Annotated in this window: 13 protein-coding genes; 6 read left to right on the top strand and 7 right to left on the bottom strand. The window is 72.6% G+C overall.

Annotated elements, in window-relative coordinates; translation table 11 throughout:
* Positions 1–18: 18 nt before the first annotated feature.
* The 4 genes from C8E97_RS15120 to C8E97_RS36480 all read right to left on the bottom strand — a co-directional run bounded on the left by C8E97_RS15120 (position 19) and on the right by C8E97_RS36480 (position 4,759).
* Positions 19–1,221: a diiron oxygenase gene (locus C8E97_RS15120; protein ID WP_121006044.1), complete on the bottom strand. Its 1,203-nt coding sequence runs from the start codon at positions 1,219–1,221 to the stop codon at positions 19–21.
* Positions 1,218–2,069: a phosphate/phosphite/phosphonate ABC transporter substrate-binding protein gene (locus C8E97_RS15115; protein WP_121006042.1), complete on the bottom strand. Its 852-nt coding sequence runs from the start codon at positions 2,067–2,069 to the stop codon at positions 1,218–1,220. The genes C8E97_RS15120 and C8E97_RS15115 overlap by 4 nt, the downstream gene beginning before the upstream one ends.
* Before the next feature lie 17 nt (positions 2,070–2,086).
* A complete protein-coding gene (locus C8E97_RS15110) occupies positions 2,087–3,214 on the bottom strand; it encodes an acyl-CoA dehydrogenase family protein (RefSeq protein WP_246018903.1) in 1,128 nt (375 codons plus the stop codon).
* Between the two features lie 630 nt (positions 3,215–3,844).
* Positions 3,845–4,759, bottom strand: coding sequence for an FAD-dependent monooxygenase (locus C8E97_RS36480; RefSeq protein ID WP_121006040.1), 915 nt, complete (start codon positions 4,757–4,759; stop codon positions 3,845–3,847).
* A gap of 378 nt (positions 4,760–5,137) precedes the next feature.
* Between C8E97_RS36480 and C8E97_RS15100 the strand changes: the two genes are divergently transcribed.
* From C8E97_RS15100 to C8E97_RS15080, 5 genes are all read left to right on the top strand, one after another.
* The gene (locus tag C8E97_RS15100; protein WP_246018902.1) at positions 5,138–6,106 is read left to right on the top strand and encodes a siderophore ABC transporter substrate-binding protein; all 969 of its coding nucleotides are present in this window, start codon (positions 5,138–5,140) and stop codon (positions 6,104–6,106) included.
* Positions 6,103–7,095 (top strand): ABC transporter permease, encoded by a 993-nt coding sequence (locus C8E97_RS15095; RefSeq protein ID WP_121006038.1) that lies wholly within the window; start codon positions 6,103–6,105, stop codon positions 7,093–7,095. The genes C8E97_RS15100 and C8E97_RS15095 overlap by 4 nt, the downstream gene beginning before the upstream one ends.
* 5 nt (positions 7,096–7,100) lie before the next feature.
* Positions 7,101–8,081, top strand: a complete 981-nt coding sequence (locus tag C8E97_RS15090; protein WP_211347019.1) for an iron chelate uptake ABC transporter family permease subunit — start codon at positions 7,101–7,103, stop codon at positions 8,079–8,081.
* The gene (locus tag C8E97_RS15085; protein ID WP_121006036.1) at positions 8,078–8,836 is read left to right on the top strand and encodes an iron ABC transporter ATP-binding protein; all 759 of its coding nucleotides are present in this window, start codon (positions 8,078–8,080) and stop codon (positions 8,834–8,836) included. The genes C8E97_RS15090 and C8E97_RS15085 overlap by 4 nt, the downstream gene beginning before the upstream one ends.
* A 207-nt stretch (positions 8,837–9,043) precedes the next feature.
* Positions 9,044–11,902, top strand: coding sequence for an AfsR/SARP family transcriptional regulator (locus C8E97_RS15080; protein ID WP_121006034.1), 2,859 nt, complete (start codon positions 9,044–9,046; stop codon positions 11,900–11,902).
* A gap of 34 nt (positions 11,903–11,936) precedes the next feature.
* On the opposite strand, the gene C8E97_RS15075 is transcribed toward C8E97_RS15080, so the two are convergent.
* Positions 11,937–14,015 (bottom strand): NACHT domain-containing protein, encoded by a 2,079-nt coding sequence (locus tag C8E97_RS15075; protein WP_121006032.1) that lies wholly within the window; start codon positions 14,013–14,015, stop codon positions 11,937–11,939.
* Between the two features lie 110 nt (positions 14,016–14,125).
* Positions 14,126–15,037, bottom strand: coding sequence for an NmrA/HSCARG family protein (locus C8E97_RS15070; RefSeq protein WP_121006031.1), 912 nt, complete (start codon positions 15,035–15,037; stop codon positions 14,126–14,128).
* A gap of 93 nt (positions 15,038–15,130) precedes the next feature.
* Here C8E97_RS15070 and C8E97_RS15065 point away from each other — a divergent pair, with 93 nt between their 5' ends.
* Entirely contained in the window at positions 15,131–15,688 is a 558-nt protein-coding gene (locus tag C8E97_RS15065; RefSeq protein ID WP_121006029.1) for a TetR/AcrR family transcriptional regulator, read from the top strand.
* A gap of 362 nt (positions 15,689–16,050) precedes the next feature.
* On the opposite strand, the gene C8E97_RS15060 is transcribed toward C8E97_RS15065, so the two are convergent.
* Positions 16,051–16,245 carry a ferredoxin gene (locus C8E97_RS15060; protein ID WP_121011549.1) on the bottom strand — a complete coding sequence of 65 codons (195 nt, stop codon included), beginning with the start codon at positions 16,243–16,245 and terminating at the stop codon, positions 16,051–16,053.
* Between the last annotated feature and the right edge of the window lie 25 nt (positions 16,246–16,270).

Below are 16,270 nucleotides of genomic sequence, written 5' to 3'. Positions count from 1 at the left end.
ACGCGCGGCCGGGTCGCGTCACATGAAGTTGCGGGTGTGCAGGGCCGACAGGTCGGCGGCTTCGTCGGCGGGAAAACCCAGGTGGACCAGGCGCCGCTGCCTGCCTTCGTCCATTTCGGACTGGAGGGCCATGACGGCGTCGTACCCCTTGCCGATGGCGTCGGGCTCCCACGCGCCGGCAGCGAGGATCACCAGGGCGTCGAACACGTCCTGGTTGAGCCCGGCGGTGTCGACCAACGCGCGGTAGCGGCGCTCGACGGCGGACCGCAGTCGCCGCCTCACCTCGGGGTCGCGCTCGGCCTGGTGCTGGAGGTGGGCCACGCCGAAGGCGACGTGGCGGGCCTCGTCACGCCGGGCCAGCCGGGTGACCTGCCGGGTGACCGGGTCCGGCGCGTTCTTGTCGAGGAAGTCCAGCAGGTTCAGGAAGCTGCCCTCGCCGAGCACGGACAGCAGGAACGACGCCACCGAGAAGTCGGCTTCGGCCACCAGGCCGGCCAGGGACTCACGGCCGCTGACCGAGGAGGTGCCCAGCTCGTCGCGGCGCAACAGCGCCCGGCGGGTGAAGACCTCCATGTGACGGGCTTCGTCCGCCGCCTGCACGGCGAGCAGCTGCTGGACCTCGCGGAAGTGCGGGTGGACGCGCGCGAGGAGCCGGGCGGGGACGACCAGCGCGGTCTGCTCGTTCTCGACCAGGTAGGTCATCACCTGCACGACCGCGTCCTCGACCTCGTCGGGCAGGGGCTCCCCCGCGTCCCAGTGGACCTCGGTGTCGGGGTTCCACTGCGAGGCGGCGGCGCTGGCGTACAGCGCGGGGGCGATCTCCGCCCACACCAGGTCCCGGTGGGTGATGTCGAACGGGGTCGCCGGACCGCCGCTCTCCACCAGCGCGCCCCTGGCCGCCAACCCCCAGTCGGACGGGGGCTCGGCGACGATGCCGTCGACGCCCGGACCACCGGCCCGGACCGCACCCGCCCAGCGGTCCAGGTCGGCCCGTCCGCGCACGACCAGGGCGCGGACGCCGGAGTCGGTGTCCGACGCCTCGCGCACCCGGTGGCCCTGCCGGCGGCACCACGCGGTCAGGTGGACCACGAGCGCCGGATCGGCTCCCGTGACACCGAGCTCCCCGCCGGGCGGGGTGTTCTTCAGCGCCTGCTGCACGAGGAGGTGGGCGCCGCGCTCGAACCCGAGCCCGTGCAGGTCCAGGACTCCCGGCACGATCATGGCGAGTACCCCCGCGCGGTGACGCGGCCTCGGCCGTCGTAGAAGCCCTCGTCGTCCACGGCGGCTGCCAGCCGGGCGTAGCCGGAGGTCCGCCCTTCCCGCCACTCCCTCAGTCCTTCGAGGTCGAACAGCGGTCGCACCTCCGGGTCGGCGTAGGACATCGACAGCAGCAGCTCACCCAGCCGGTCGACCAGGTCGGCGGGCGCGGTGTCCACGGCGCTGAGGTTGCAGTGGTCGAAGGCCCCGGTCCGGGCGAGCACCCTGGTACTGCCCGCCGGCAGGGTGCCCTCGCGGCCGAACAGCAGGACGTTGGTGTCGACCACCGCGGCGGCGTCGACCTCGCCGGCGATCAGCGCCCGCGCCGCGTCGCGTTCGCCCCCGATGTGGTCGCCGTGCAGGCCGACGCCTGTGTCGAAGCGGCGCACGGTGACGTCGCCACCGGGGACGAGCCCGGCCTCGCGCAGGAGCGCGGTGGGCAGCAGCGTCGCCTGGGGCGAGTCCACCGCACCGAGCCCGACGGTGCGGTATTGGAGCTCGGCGACCTTCGCGCACGGCGAATCGGCCCGCACCAGCAGCACGGAGCGCAGGTCGCGGTCGGTGTCCCGCATGACCAGCGGCCGGACCTCGCGGCCGGCGGCACGGGCCAGTCGCTCGGCCCGTACCCACGCCAGCGGCGAGTTCCACGCGACGTGGAGCCGCCCGGCGAGCAGGTCCTCGACCTGGCGCTCGTAGTGGGAGTACAGGACGTAGTCGAACGGCAGGTCGTGCGCCCGCAGCCAGGCGCGGAACCCGTTCCAGATGGTGACGACCTTCGGGTCGTAGGCGACGGCGCCGAGGATCAGGGTCATGCTCCGGCCTCCCCGTCTCAGAACAGCGGCAGGCCGAGCGCGGCACGACCGACGAAGTCGTGCAAAGCCTCTGTCGTCGGTGCCATGACGCGGGCCGCGAGGGCGTCGCGGAACCGCCGCTCCACGCCGAGCTCCTTGCGGAACGCGGCGCCGCCGCACAGCTTGAGCACCCCGTCGGCGACCTCGGCGGCGGCTTCGGCGGCCACGGACTTGACCTGGAGCACCCGCAGCGTGGCGTCGGCGCGACCGGTCTCCAGCGCGCGCAGCGTGTCGTCCAGGAACGCGCCGACCTCGTCGGCGCGGGTGAGCAGCCGCGCGTAGGCGGCGCGGTGGTGCCGCTGGTCGGCCAGGGCCTGGTCGAGGTGGTGCAGCCGGGTCCGCTTGAGGTGTTCACCGGCTTCGCCGACCAGTGACCGGATCAACCCCAGCGAGAACGCCGCGTTGAGCACCAGGAAGTGCGGCAGGGCGGTCCGGAGCGCGATGTCCAGCCCCGCCCCGTCGTCGCCGAGGATCGCCGCGGCGGGGATCTCGACCGCCGAGGCGGTCACGGGGCTGGAGGCGTTCCCGCGCAGCCCGAGCCCGTCGAACCCGCCGCGCACCGAGATCCCGGCGGCGTCCCCGGGCACCAGCCACACCGTCATCGGGCCGTCCGCGGACAACGGCGTGCTGGACCAGACGTAGCTGTCGACGTGGCCCGCCGCGGTCACCCAGCTCTTGTCGGCGTCGAGCCGGACCCGGCTGCCACCGACGTCGGTCGCGGTGCTCAACGGCGCCCAGAAGTGGCTGCGCGAACCGACTTCCGAGAACGCGAGGGTGCTCAGGTGCTCCCCGGCGGCGACCGCGCGCCGGGTCTTCTCGTCACCGTGCGCCTCGATCAGCGCGGTGGCCGAGTAGTGCATGAGCGCGATCATGGCGGTCGAGCCGCACGCACCGGCGAGCGCCTCGACGACCCGCGCCGCGTCGACCAGACCGCCACCGGCACCACCGACGTCGGCCGAGGACAGCAGCCCGAGGAGTCCCGCTCCGGCCAACGCGTCGATGCTCTCCCGCGGGAGCGCGCCCTCCCGGTCCACCTGAGCGGCCTGCGGCGCGACCACGCTCTCGATCACGGAACCCGCTGCGGTCAGCTGCTCTGACGGCACCACGACACCACCTGTTCGCGATCGGAACCGGCCACCGGGGAAGCTCGGACAACCGGCTCCCTGCTCCCCGTGCCGATATTCCCATCATCAATGGATAAGAGGTGACTCGTAGTCACGCGAAGCACTGTCCATGAACTACCAAGAGTTGCACTATTCGTGCGGGAGCGCACTCACACGGCTGAGACAGGCTCCCGTAAGGGTGACCGGCGCGATCGTCGTCGACGCTGTCCCTCCCGACGCTTGACCAGTCCGCGAACCCATTGCCGGACAACCATGAAGTCACGTCCCGCCGGCCGGAACCCGCATTCGGACGCACAACCGGCACCCTGACAAGAATCGACGACGACACCTATCAGGTGAATTATTACGCCGGAATCGGCCTGCGCGGGCAGTTGGTCGCCGAGGTGCACCTACCCGTGGCGGTCACGGGCTCCACCCCCAGCGGAGCCCGTGACCGCGAAGGTCAGGCCCTGCATGGCCCTCGACGTGATCAGCCACGCCGCGTCGAACGCGACCGTGCCCGCGAGCGAGGCCGCCACGAGCGCCGGCCGGTGGGTCCGCGGACGAGCCGCCGGTCGGGTGGACGCGGGTGCCGCGCCACCGGGAGGGCTTCTCCGGGGGCGCGGCTCCTGGTCAGGCCAGGGGCAGTTCCGCCAGGGCGTCCGCCAACTGCTCGGCGGTGTCCCCGGCGGCCCACACGTGCCCGTCCGGGCGCATCAGCACGGCGGTCGTGGGCCAGGGCAGCTCGGTCTCGTACAGCTGGAAGTCCGCGCTCGCTGCCAGGTCCTTCAACGCCGGGTCGGCTTCCCGGGCCAGCAGCACCGGGCGGCCCTCGCGCAGCAGGTGCAGCTGCTCGCGGGTGGCCGGGAGGCGTTGGCCCGCCAGGGGATGGGTGCCCGGGTAGCGCACGTCCAGCGCGGTCAGCGTGTTGGCCAGCGCGGTCGCCACGTCGGGGTGCGTGCGCAGCAGGTCGGCCATGAACCGGCGCAGGGAGCGGCCCTCCTCGGTGGTGGCGGTGATCAGGGCGGTCTGGGCCTTGGTGTGCTCGCCCAGGGCCACGCCGACGGGGTGGCGTTCCGGGTGGTAGGTGTCCAGCAGGGCCGCGTCCGCCCGGCCCCGCTGGACCGCGGCCAGCTTCCAGCCCAGGTTCATCGCGTCCTGCAGGCCCACGTTCAGCCCGACGCCGCCCGCCGGGAAGTGCATGTGCGCGGCGTCGCCCGCCAGGAACACCCGGCCCTTCCGGTACTCCGCCGCGAGCCGGGTGGCGTTGCCGAAGCGGGACAGCCACACCGGGGAGTGCAGGCCGAAGTCCGTGCCCGCGATCAGCTCCACCGTCTCCCGCAGGGACTCCAGGGTCGGGGTGGGAGCCGACGGGGCGTACCCGGTGACGCGGTGGTGCCCGCCGGGGATCGGAGCCACGAGCAGCGCGCCGTGCGCGTTGTGCCAGAAGCCCGGCCGCTCCGGCGGGTCGGCCAGCTCGACGTCGCCGAGGAAGCCGAAGACGGTCGAGTCGGTGCCGGGGAAGTCGATGCCCGCCGCCTGTCGCACGACGCTGCCCGCTCGCCGCGGCGGTCGAGCTGGTCATCCGGGGACTGTCGGACACCAGGTGACGCCCCGGCGGGACGTCGACGAGGTCGAGCGCGTAGATGCCGCCGTCGAGGTGTCGCGCCTCCTCGTCGGGGCGCTGGGCCGGACGGCCCGCCAAGAGATCACACCGAGAGATCACACCGGGGACGCGGCGGCCAGTGTTCCGCGCGTGAGATCGACCATACCGATGGTTGTTGAACAGTCAACGCAGAAAACTTAGGCTCTCCTAAGTTTCGGCCGTTCGGTGGTGTCCCGCACCTCCGTTCGCACCGACCGCGACGCGCGGTCAGGCGTCGGCCGGGACCCCAATCGGATCAATCGTCGAGGAGAGTGCACCTAGTGGCCGCCCCTAACCACCGCGCGACCGGCCGCGGGTTGACCGCGGCTCTCGCCGCCCTCGCCCTGCTCGTGCTCTCCGCCTGCGGGAGCGGGTCGGACGCCGCGCCGGCCGCGCCCGCGTCCTCCGGACCCGTCACGGTCACCCACGCGCAGGGCACCGCCACGTTCCAGGCCACCCCCGCCAAGGTCGTGGTGTTCGACATCGGCGCCCTGGTCACGCTCGACGACCTCGGCGTGCCGGTGGTGGGCGTGCCCAAGCTGGAGGGGCTGCCCGAGCGGCTGGCCAAGTACGCGGGCGAGCGGTACACCAAGGTGGGCACCCTCTTCGAGCCCGACTACGAGAAGGTCAACGAGCTGGCACCCGACCTGATCATCGTCGGCGGCCGGTCCGCGCCCGCCTACGCCGAGCTGTCCAAGATCGCCACCACGATCGACCTGACCGTGGACAACGCGAAGTTCCTGACCAGCCTGCGCGAACGGGTCGAGGCCGTGGGCGCGGTCTTCGGCAAGCAGGACGAGGTGCGCCGCCGCCTCGACGCGCTGTCGGCCAGGATCACCGAGATCGCCGGCCGCACCCCCGCCGGTGGCAAGCGGGGCCTGATCGTGCTCACCACCGGCGGCAAGATCAGCGCCTACGGCCCCGGCTCCCGCTTCGGCCTCATCCACGACGCGCTGGGCGTGCAGCCCGCCGCCGAGGGGCTGGGCACCGACATCCACGGCAACGCCGTCTCCGCCGAGTTCATCGCCCAGACCAACCCCGACGTCCTCTACGTGGTCGACCGCGACTCGGCCATCGGCGACAACGGCCAGGCCGCCCGCCGGGTGCTGGACAACGCGCTGGTCAACGGGACCAACGCCGCGCGCAACAACCGCGTCGTCTACCTGGAGCCGTTCGCGTGGTACGTCGCGCCCACCGGGCTGAGCTCGGTCGAGTCCATGGTCGCGGCGATCGGCGACAGCCTGTCGTGAGCCGGAGCACCGGACGACGGCGGGAGGTCCGCGGGCGCCACCTGGCGCTCGCGGTCCTCCTGTTGGTCCCCGCCGCGCTCGCCTCGCTGTTCGTCGGCGCCGGCGAGCTGAGCCCGCTGGACCTGCTGCGCGCCGACTCCGGGGCGGCGCTGCTGCTGCTGGAGTCGCGGCTGCCCCGGCTGCTGGCGATCCTGCTGGCCGGGACGGCGATGAGCGTGGCGGGGCTGGTGATGATGCACATCACCCGCAACCGCTTCGTCTCGCCCTCCACGGCGGGCACGACCGAGTCGGCCGTGCTGGGCGTGTTCGTCGCCACGGTCTTCCTCGGCGCCGAGTCGGTGATGGTCAAGATGGTCGTGGCGCTGCTGTTCGCCCTGCTCGGCACCCTGTTCTTCCTGTGGGTGCTCCGCAAGCTGACCTTCGCCGACGTGGTCGTCGTGCCGCTGGTGGGCATCATGCTCGGCGGCGTGATCACGGCGGTGACCACGTTCTTCGCCTACCGCGCCGACCTGCTCCAGTCGCTGTCGGCGTGGACCAACGGCGACTTCTCCTCGGTGCTGCGCGGGCGCTACGAACTGCTGTGGCTGACCGCGGCGGTGACGGTGGGGTGCTACTTCTACGCCAACCGGTTCACCGTGGCGGGGGTGGGCCGCGACTTCGCGGTCAACCTCGGCGTGCACTACGACCGGGTGGTCAACCTGGGGCTGCTCCTGGTCTCCGCGACCACGGCCGCGGTGGTGGTCACGGTCGGCAACATCCCCTTCCTCGGGCTGGTGGTGCCGAACCTGGTCACCCTGGTGCTGGGCGACAACCTGCGCCGCGTGCTGCCGGTGACCGCCCTGGCGGGAGCGGCCTTCGTGCTGGCCTGTGACGTCGTCGGACGGGTCGTGCGCCACCCCCACGAGATCCCGGTCGAGACCGTCGCGGGCGTGGTGGGCAGCGTCGTGTTCCTCCTGCTGGTGCTGCGCGTCCGGCGCGTGGCGGGGTGAGCCGGGTGACCTCGGCCGAGGCGTTCGCCCGCGTGCGCCGCCGGGAGCACCGCGTGCTGGCGCTGCTGGCGCTGGCCGCCGCGGCGACGGTCGTCGCCTTCTGCGTGATCGCGTTGCGCGGCAACTGGGAGTACGCGCTGGCCATCCGGGCCCGCAAGGTGGCCGCGATGGTCGTGGTCGGCTCCGCCGTGGCGGTGTCCAGCGTGCTGTTCCAGACGGTCACCAACAACCGCGTGCTCACCCCGGGCATCATGGGGTTCGACTCGCTGTTCGTGCTGATCCAGACGCTGGTCGTGTACTTCTTCGGCGCGCTGGCCCTCAGCTCGGCCGACCCGCGCCTGCTGTTCGCCGGGCAGGTCGTGGCCATGGTCGTCTTCGCCGGCGCGCTGTACCGGTGGCTGTTCGACCGGCGCAGCCGCGACCTCTACGTGCTGGTGCTGGTCGGAGTCGTCTGCGGCACGCTGTTCTCCAGCCTGTCCTCGCTGGCCTCGCGGCTGATCAACCCCAACGACTTCGTCGTGCTGCAGGACACCCTGTTCGCCAACTTCAACAGCGTCGACCGGGACCTGCTGGCGGTCTCGGCGGTGCTGGTGGCGGTGGTCTCGCTCTGGGTGGTCAGGTTGTTCCCGCGGCTGGACGTGCTCGCCCTGGGCCGTGAGCACGCCCTGAACCTCGGCGTGGACCACCGCTCGGTGGTCAACCAGGTGCTCGTCGCCGTCGCCGTGCTGGTGTCGGTGGCCACCGCGCTGGTCGGGCCGATCACCTTCCTCGGGCTGCTGGTGGCCAACGTGGCCCGGCAGCTCGCGGGCGCGTCCCGCCACCGGGTCGTGGTGCCCGCGTCGGCGCTGCTCGCCGTGGTGGCCCTGGTGGGCGGGCAGCTCGTGCTGGAGCGCGTGTTCGCGCTCGACACCGCGCTCAGCGTCATCATCAACTTCGTGGGCGGGATCTACTTCATCGCCCTGCTGATCCGGGAGGCCAAGCGGTGATCGAGGTACGCAACGTCACCAAGACCTACGGCTCGACCAGGGTCCTCGACGACGTGTCGCTGACGATCGCCCCCGGCGGGGTCACCTCGATCATCGGGGCCAACGGCGCGGGCAAGTCGACGCTGCTGTCGGTCATCGGCAGGCTGCTCCCCGCGGACTCCGGCCGGGTCACCGTCGACGGGCTGGACGTGACCACCACCCCCGGCGCCACGCTCGCCAAGCGGCTGGCGGTGCTGCGCCAGGAGAACCACACCAGCATCCGGCTCAGCGTGCGGGAACTGGTGGCCTTCGGCCGCTTCCCGCACTCGCGCGGGCGGCTCGCCGCCGCCGACCTGGCCGCCGTGGACGAGGCCATCGCGTACTTCGAGCTGGAGGAGTTCGCCGACCGGCAGCTCGACCAGCTCTCGGGCGGCCAGCGCCAGCGCGCGCACGTGGCCGCGGTGCTCTGCCAGGACACCGACTACGTGCTGCTGGACGAGCCGCTGAACAACCTGGACATGCGGCACAGCGTGCAGATGATGCGCCGCCTGCGGCGAATGGCCCGCGACTTCGCCAAGACCGTCGTGCTGGTCGTGCACGACATCAACTTCGCCTCCTGCCACTCGGACGAGGTGATCGCCATGCGCGACGGCCGTGTCGTGGCCCAGGGCCCTACCACGGAGCTGATGACGCCCGAGCTGCTGGGCACGGTGTTCGACCTCGACATCGCCGTCCACGACATCGACGGCAACCGCATCGGCGTCTACTACAGCTGACGGCCTCGTCCGCGAAAGCCGACGGCCTCGTCCGCGAACCTGGTCAGGCACGAACCGGCGGCCGGGGCACCTGCCGTCGGGCCGCCCCACCCGAGCCCCGCGGGAGCGGCCGTTCGTGTGAACCGTCGGCGAGGTCGGCGCACCGGCCCGGTGTGCGCGCTATGCCTCCTGCTCAAGGGGAACAGCAGTGCGAGGGGGCGGCGGGGCATGGCGGTGGAGTTCGGGTTGTTGGGCGAGGTGACCGCGCACGTCGACGGTCGGGCGGTGGACCCGGGGCCGGCCAGGCAGCGGTGCGTGCTGGCGGCGTTGGCGGTGGACGTCGGCCGTGCGGTGCCGGTGGAGCGGCTGGTGGAGCGGGTGTGGGGTCCGGACGCGCCGCGGCGAGGGCGGACGACGCTGCACACCTACCTCTCCCGGCTGCGCCGTGCCCTGGACGACGCGGCCCCCGGCTCGGTGGACATCGTGCTCCGGTCGGGCGGCTACGCGCTGGTGGTGGACCAGGCCGACCCGGCGGTGGACCTGGACCGGTTCCGCGCGCTGTGCGGGCGTGCCCGCGGCGGTGGTGACGCGGTGGCGCTGCTGACCGAGGCATTGGCGTTGTGGCGCGGCGAGGCGTTGGCGGGCCTGACCGGGCAGTGGGTGGAGGCGGAGCGCGAGCGCCTGCGGCAGGAGCGGCTGGCCGTCCAGCACGACCTGGTCGACGCCAGGCTCCGCGCGGGCCAGGGCGGGGAACTGGTGGCGGAGCTGTCCGCGCGGGCCGAGCAGCACCCGTTGGACGAACGGGTCGCCGCCCAGTACCTGCTGGCCCTGTACCGCGGCGGACGCCAGGCCGACGCCCTGGAGCACTACCGGCGGATGCGGGCACGACTGGCCGAGGAGCTGGGCACCGACCCCGGCCCCGCGTTGCAGGACCTGCACCGGAGGATCCTGGCCGCCGACCCGACCCTGGCCGACGCCACGGGCAGGACCGGGTCGGCGGGAGCCGACGGGCCACCGGTGGTGCCCCACCAGCTACCGGCCGCGCCCGGGTTGTTCACCGGCCGCGTCACCGAACTGGCCGCGCTCGACCGCACCCTGGCCGACGCCGCCGGGGACGGCCGGTCCGACGCGTCGCGGGACCCCTCGGCGCCAGGGGCCACGGTGGTGATCTCGGCGATCGGGGGTGCGGGCGGCATCGGCAAGACCTGGCTCGCGCTCGCCTGGGCCCACCGGTGGGCCGAGCGGTTCCCCGACGGGCAGCTGTTCGTGGACCTGCGCGGCTTCAGCCCGACCGGTCCCCCGATGGCCCCGGACGAGGCGGTGCGCGGCTTCCTCGACGCGCTCGGCGCCGACCCCGACCGCCTGCCCACCGACCCCGACGCGCGGGCCGCCCGCTACCGGAGCCTGGTCGCCGACAAGCGGATGCTGCTCGTGCTGGACAACGCCGCCACCGCCGACCAGGTCGTGCCGCTGCTGCCCGGCACCGACTCGTGCGCCGTGGTGATCACCAGCCGGAACCGGTTAGCCGGGCTGATCGCCCGCCACGGCGCCCGCCCGCTGCACCTGGACGTGCTCACCGGGGCCGAGTCCCGGCAACTGCTGGTGGCGCGGCTGGGCGCGGAACGCGTGGCGGCCGAGGAGCCGGCCGTGGCGGACCTGATCGGGTTGTGCGGCGGGTTCCCGCTCGCGTTGGGGCTGATCGCGGCCCGCGCCGTCGCCGAACCCCACCTCCCGCTGGCCGAAACCGTCGCCGAACTGCGCGAGTTCGGCTTGGACGCGCTGGACTCCGAGGACCCGACGGGAAGCCTGCCCACGGTGCTGTCCTGGTCCCTGCACCGGCTCACCGACGAGCAGCGCACCGCGTTCGCGCTGCTCGGCATCGCACCCGGTCCCGACATCGGCCTGCCCGCCGCCGTCCACCTCACCGGTCAGCCCGAGGCGCGGACGCTCAAGGACCTCCGTGCCCTGGAGGGCCACTTCCTGCTCGACCGGCGCCCACACGGCCGCTACGCCATGCACGACCTGGTCCGCGCCTACGCCGCCACCACCGCCCGGGACCACCTCCCCGACCCGGTGCGGCGGTCGGCGCTGGAGCGGGTGGTCGACTTCTACCTGCACACCGCCCACGCCGCCGACCAACTCCTGAACCCCCACCGGCAACCGATCCGGCTCGACCCGCCCTCGCCGGGCACCCACCCCGCCGCGCCGCGCGACCTGTCGGACGCGCTGGCCTGGCTGGACACCCATCACCACCACCTGCTGGCCGCCCAGCGCACCGCCGCCGAACACCACCGCCACCACGCCGTGTGGCAACTCGCCTGGAGCTTGTACAGCTTCCACCAGCGGCGCGGGCACGTCCACGACAACCTGGCCGTATGGCAGGCAGCGCTGCACGCCGCCGAACACCTGTCCGACCCCACCACCGGCATCCTCGCCCACCGGTACCTCGGCACGGCCCTGGTCTGGCTGGACCGGAACGAGGAGGGCACCGAACACCTGCACCAGGCGCTCGCCTCGGCCCGACAGCACCACGACGCCTTCCACCAAGCCGTCACCCACCACGACCTCTCGACGGCGTGGGAACGACGGGGCGACGACCGCCAGGCCCTCGAACACGCCCGACACGCCCTGGACCTCCACCGCGCCCTCGGCAACCCGGTGTGGGAAGCGCGGGCGCTCAACGCCGTGGGCTGGTACGCCGCCCGCCTGGGCGACTACGACACCGCCCGCGACCACTGCCAAGCCGCCCTCGCGCTGTTCCGCAGCCACCACGACCCCCACGGCGAGGCGGCCACCCAGGACAGCCTGGGCTGGATCGACCACAACGCCGGTCACCACCACGACCGGGCCGTCGCCCACTACCACGAGGCCCTTGCCCTGTTCCGCGCCCTCGGCGACACCTATGAGGTCGCCAACACCCTCGACCGCCTCGGCCACCTGCACACCATGCTCGGACACCACGACCAGGCCGGCGCGGCGTGGCGGGAGGCGCTCCAGCTGTACCGGGAGCAGGACCGCCACCCCGATGCCGAGCGCGTGCAACGGCAACTCGACGACCTCGACAGCGCCAACGGGCGACTCCCGTGAAGTCCGCTGTCCCGCCGGCTACGGTTCGATCGGATCACTCATGGCGATCCGTCGGCGGGGCCGAGGCGAGACGATCGCGCAGTTTCGTGTTCCGAAATTGATACACGGTCCCGAATTGGTGGAGCACTCCGAGCCGGTGCGCGTCCTCCAGGAACGCCGTGAGCCGCCACGGCAGCCGGCCCGTCACGGCCAGCCAGACCCGGCACTTCACATAGCACCCCCACGCGGTGCGGAAGATCGCCATGTAGCCGATGAACAAACCCCACAACAGCAAGCCAGGGGCCAGCAACGCCAACGCCGGCAGGCAGAACGCCGGCAACAGCGCCATCGCGCGGCGGCGCGCGATTCCCAGACCGACCCGCATGGTCGCCGCATCCTCGGAGCCGAACGGCCGGGCCAGCCAAGCGAGCAACCAGAACAGCAGGCCGAGGGCAGCCGGGAACGTCCCGAAGAACTTCACGAACCCGACCACCTGGCCTACGGTCCACTCACCTGACAGATCAGGCACCTGCCTACCCCGCAGCCGATCCCAGGCTATCCAGGCGAACCCGATGACGCAGAGGGTCCCCCAGCAAGCCGCCCACACGAGGAGGGCGAGGCGCGCGGAGCGAACGAAGCCCCTGATCGGAGTCCGCAATCGAGGCCGGACCCCGAACCACCAGACTTCCTCGGACACGGTCAGAGGGCGTTCGGGTTCGTAGGGGCCGGCCGCGCCGGCGATGAGCCAGCCGGCGGTTGCACCGGTGATGACACCGAGCGCGGCAGACGCGAGCAGACCTGCCTGGTCAGTGCGGCCGAACAGCCCGGCATGCGCCAGGACGACGAGGAAGGCGAAGCACGACGTCCCCGCGATGACGCCCGTGGTCAGCGCCCTGAGCCAGGCCGGTGAACGCCGGTGGAGCCGCCACCACGTCAGATCCGCCTCGCCACGCCGGGCGAGGTCGACGGCGAGTTGGCGCAGCCAGCGCTGCGCCTTCCGCTCGTCCCAGCGGCGGTGCCGCCAGGGAACCTCGGAGGGGGGCGGACCGCTGGTGAACGCCGTCGGGACGAGGCTGTCGAGCAGGTGGTCCTCGATCGCCGCCGCGTCGGGGAACCGACGGAGGTCGAGCAGTCGGCCCGGCCGCGCACCCGGGCCGGTGTAGACGGAGAGCAGCAGACTGATCATCAGTGGTGATCGCAGCGCGACCGCCAACGGGGCTCCGCGATCCGCCGCCAGCGCATCGAACACGGGTTGCCACAGCGCCTGCCGCTGCGGGGTTATCGCCCTCCTCAAGTGGTGGAGCACCTCCTCGGGCTCCAAGGGGTTGGCGTGGATCGCCGTGGCGTGCCGCAACACCCCCGCGTCGCCCACGGTGGTTTCGTAGTCACCGGTGCGACAGGTGAGGACGACGGGAGATCCCCCGGCCAACGCACTGTTGAGCTGGTGGAGCGCCAGTGCCCGGCGGTGTGTCGGCATCTCGTCGAGGCCGTCGAGGACGGGGAGCACGCGACGGGCCTCGATCAGGCGTTGGGCGGCACGTCTGCCGAATTCCCGACCTCGCAAGCGCGGGTAGTTCTCGTTGAGCCTGGCGGCCAGCCAGGTGTTCAGGTGCTGCCGGGCGGGGTCCCACGAGGCCAGGGGAAGCAGCACCGGCACCGGGTCATCCGGCGAGGACTGTTCGAGCAGCGCGAGCAGCAGCAGGGTGGCCAGCGTGGTCTTTCCGGACCCCGGCCCGCCGAGCAGGACGAGCCTGCGGTGCGGCAAGTCCAGGAACGAGTCGGCCAACGACCTCAGGTCGCCCCGCTCCCCGTCGACATGGCCACCGATGAGCTGTTCGTGGTCCGAGAGCCCGCTGCGGTCTGTTGTCCAGCGGATTGCCAACGGGTTCATGGTGAACAGCCCCCGCAGGCCGATCTCCGACCTCCATTGCGCCCCCACCATCCGGGCGAGTTCCCGGCCGGCCGCGTCAAGGGGGTCCGTGGCGGCCGTGGTGAAGGTCGGCGAATAACTGATCCCGCCACTGATGTCACGCGCCATCACCACGAAGTCGGCGACGCCGTGGAACTCGTTGTGAACCTCGGGAGACGTCGCAGCCGTCCCCGGATCCCCACGGTGCTCACCTTCATGCGCCACTGCTGTCGCCCCCGCCCCGCGTGACGAACGGTAGTCGAGCCGACACTAGCCGATGGACCCCGCCGGCGTCCCGAAGCCGGACCGGCCGAGCACTTCCCGGCTGAGCCGGATCACCGGTCGCGCAGGGTTTTCGTCGCCCAGTCAGCGAAGGTCGTCGTCGGCACACCCAGGTGCGCGGCGAACTCCGGACGCGCCGGCGCGGGGTGGGCGCTCATGTGCTGCTGCGCTTGGAAGAACGCCATGTGGACGCCCTCCGCTCGGACCCGTTCGGGGCCGGGAGGCGGTTCGATGTCGGTTCCGACCGTCCGGGACAGCACCTGCGCGGCGTCGCGGAAGCTCAGGACGTCACCGGCCAGTTCCAGTTCGACGGCGTGGAAGCGCTCCGGTTCGGCGAACGCCGCGGCGGCGGCCGCTCCGATGTCGTCCACCGCGACGAACGGGTGCGCGACGTCGGGGTCGACGGCGACGGCGAGTCGGTTCGAGGTCATGTCGGCGAAGTAGGGCGATGGTCGGACGAAGTTCTCCATGAAGGTGGCCGGCCTGAGGATCGTCCACTGTGGAAAGCCCGCGGTGCGCACGACTTCCTCGACCGCGGCCTTGCTGCGGTAGTAGTGCCGCACGAAGGAGCCCCAGCGCTGCTCGTCGAAGTGCTCGACGTCGATCGCGCCGACGCCCGATACCGAGGTGTGCACCACGTGCCCGACCCGCGCCCGCCGGGCGGCCTTGATCAGGTTGTGGCCGTGGCGGACCTCGGAGTCACCCAGCGGGTCGGTGGTGTCGGGCGTCTGCACCGAGAACACCGCGTGGGCGTTGTCGAGGGCGGCTGCCAACGACGAGACGTCGTCCAGGTCGCCTTGCACGAGAACGGCTCCGAGTTCACGCAGGGCGGCGGCGCGCTCGGTGCCGGTGTCCCGCACCAGGGCGTGGACCGGGATGCGGGAGGCGAGCAGGGCGCGAACGACGGCGCCTCCCTGCTTGCCGGTCGCTCCGGTGACGAGCACGAACGACGGTTGCGTTGACACGCGGTCCTCCGATCAGCAAGTGGGGCCCCTCCCCGTTTTCTCCGGGCTAAGATATGGGGTGCCACCCCGTTTGTCGAGCGAGAGGTCGTCCCGATGGCGAGCAGTGGGCCCAGGCCGCAGCGGGCGGACTGGCAGCGCAACCACGAGCGGCTCCTGGCGGCGGCCCGGCCCCTCGTGGCCCGGAACGGGGCCCGGTTCTCCTTCGAGGAGGTCGCCCGCGAGGCCGGCGTGGGTTCGGCCACCCTGCACCGGCACTTCCCGTCCCGGCGCGCGTTGCTCGACGAGGTCTTCCACGAGGCCGTCGAGTGCCTGCGCCGGCGAGGTGCCGAACTCGCCCGCGGCGACCCCGGCACGGGGCTCCTCACGTGGCTGGAAGAACTGACCGTGACCGCTGTGGAGACCCGTGGCCTGACCGCGTCGTTGGAGGCCGACGCGGACCGGGGGCCGTCATCGGCCGACGGCTGCCACGGCGTGGTGCGGAAGGCGACCGTGGAGCTGGTGGACCGAGCGCGCGCGGTGGGCGCCGTGCGACCGGGGACCTCACCGGACGACCTGCTCGCCCTCGTGACGGCCATTTCCCTGGCCACGGAAGGTGATCCGGCGGCGGCACGCCGCCTGCTCCGCCTCGTCCTCGACGGCGTCCGGCCCTGAGCGTCCACCGGGCGCGGGCCGAAGTGTCCGGAGCCGGGCCACCAGGCCGTGCGGCCGCGTCGAGGCGGGGCCGGACCACCTCGACCTCGAACCCACGGACCCGTCCGAGTGGCAGCGGCAGACCATGCCGTCCGACCTGTTCGGCTCGGACGACCCGCCGTCGGCGCTGCTGTGCGTCAACGGGGGCGTGCTCACCACCGCGGTCCACGACCTCCTCCCTGCCCGCCCCGGACGCCGTGCACCGCATCGCCTTCGCGGCGATGGGCGTGTTCGACTCCGGCCCGTAGCCGGTGGTGGCGGCGGGCGTTGACCGGATGGCGCCGATGGCCCGCGGGGCCGGGCGGCCGGGTACTCGCCGTGGGCTACTCCTCGACGGTGATCGCCAGCGCCGGGCACATCACCGCGGCCTGCCGCACGTCCGCCAGCCGCTCGGCGGGTGGAGCGGCGTCCAGCAGCACCACGATCCCGTCCTCGTCGCGCTGGTCGAACACGTCGTCCGCGGTCAGCGCGCACTGCCCGGAGCCGACGCACTTGTCCTGGTCGACGACCACCTTCACGACGTCCTCCTCCATGTGCGAGCGG

The organism is Saccharothrix australiensis (genome assembly GCF_003634935.1).
GTDB lineage: Bacteria > Actinomycetota > Actinomycetes > Mycobacteriales > Pseudonocardiaceae > Actinosynnema > Actinosynnema australiense.
The sequence above is the reverse complement of the archived record's forward strand: the minus strand, read 5'-3'. Positions and strand labels throughout refer to the sequence as shown.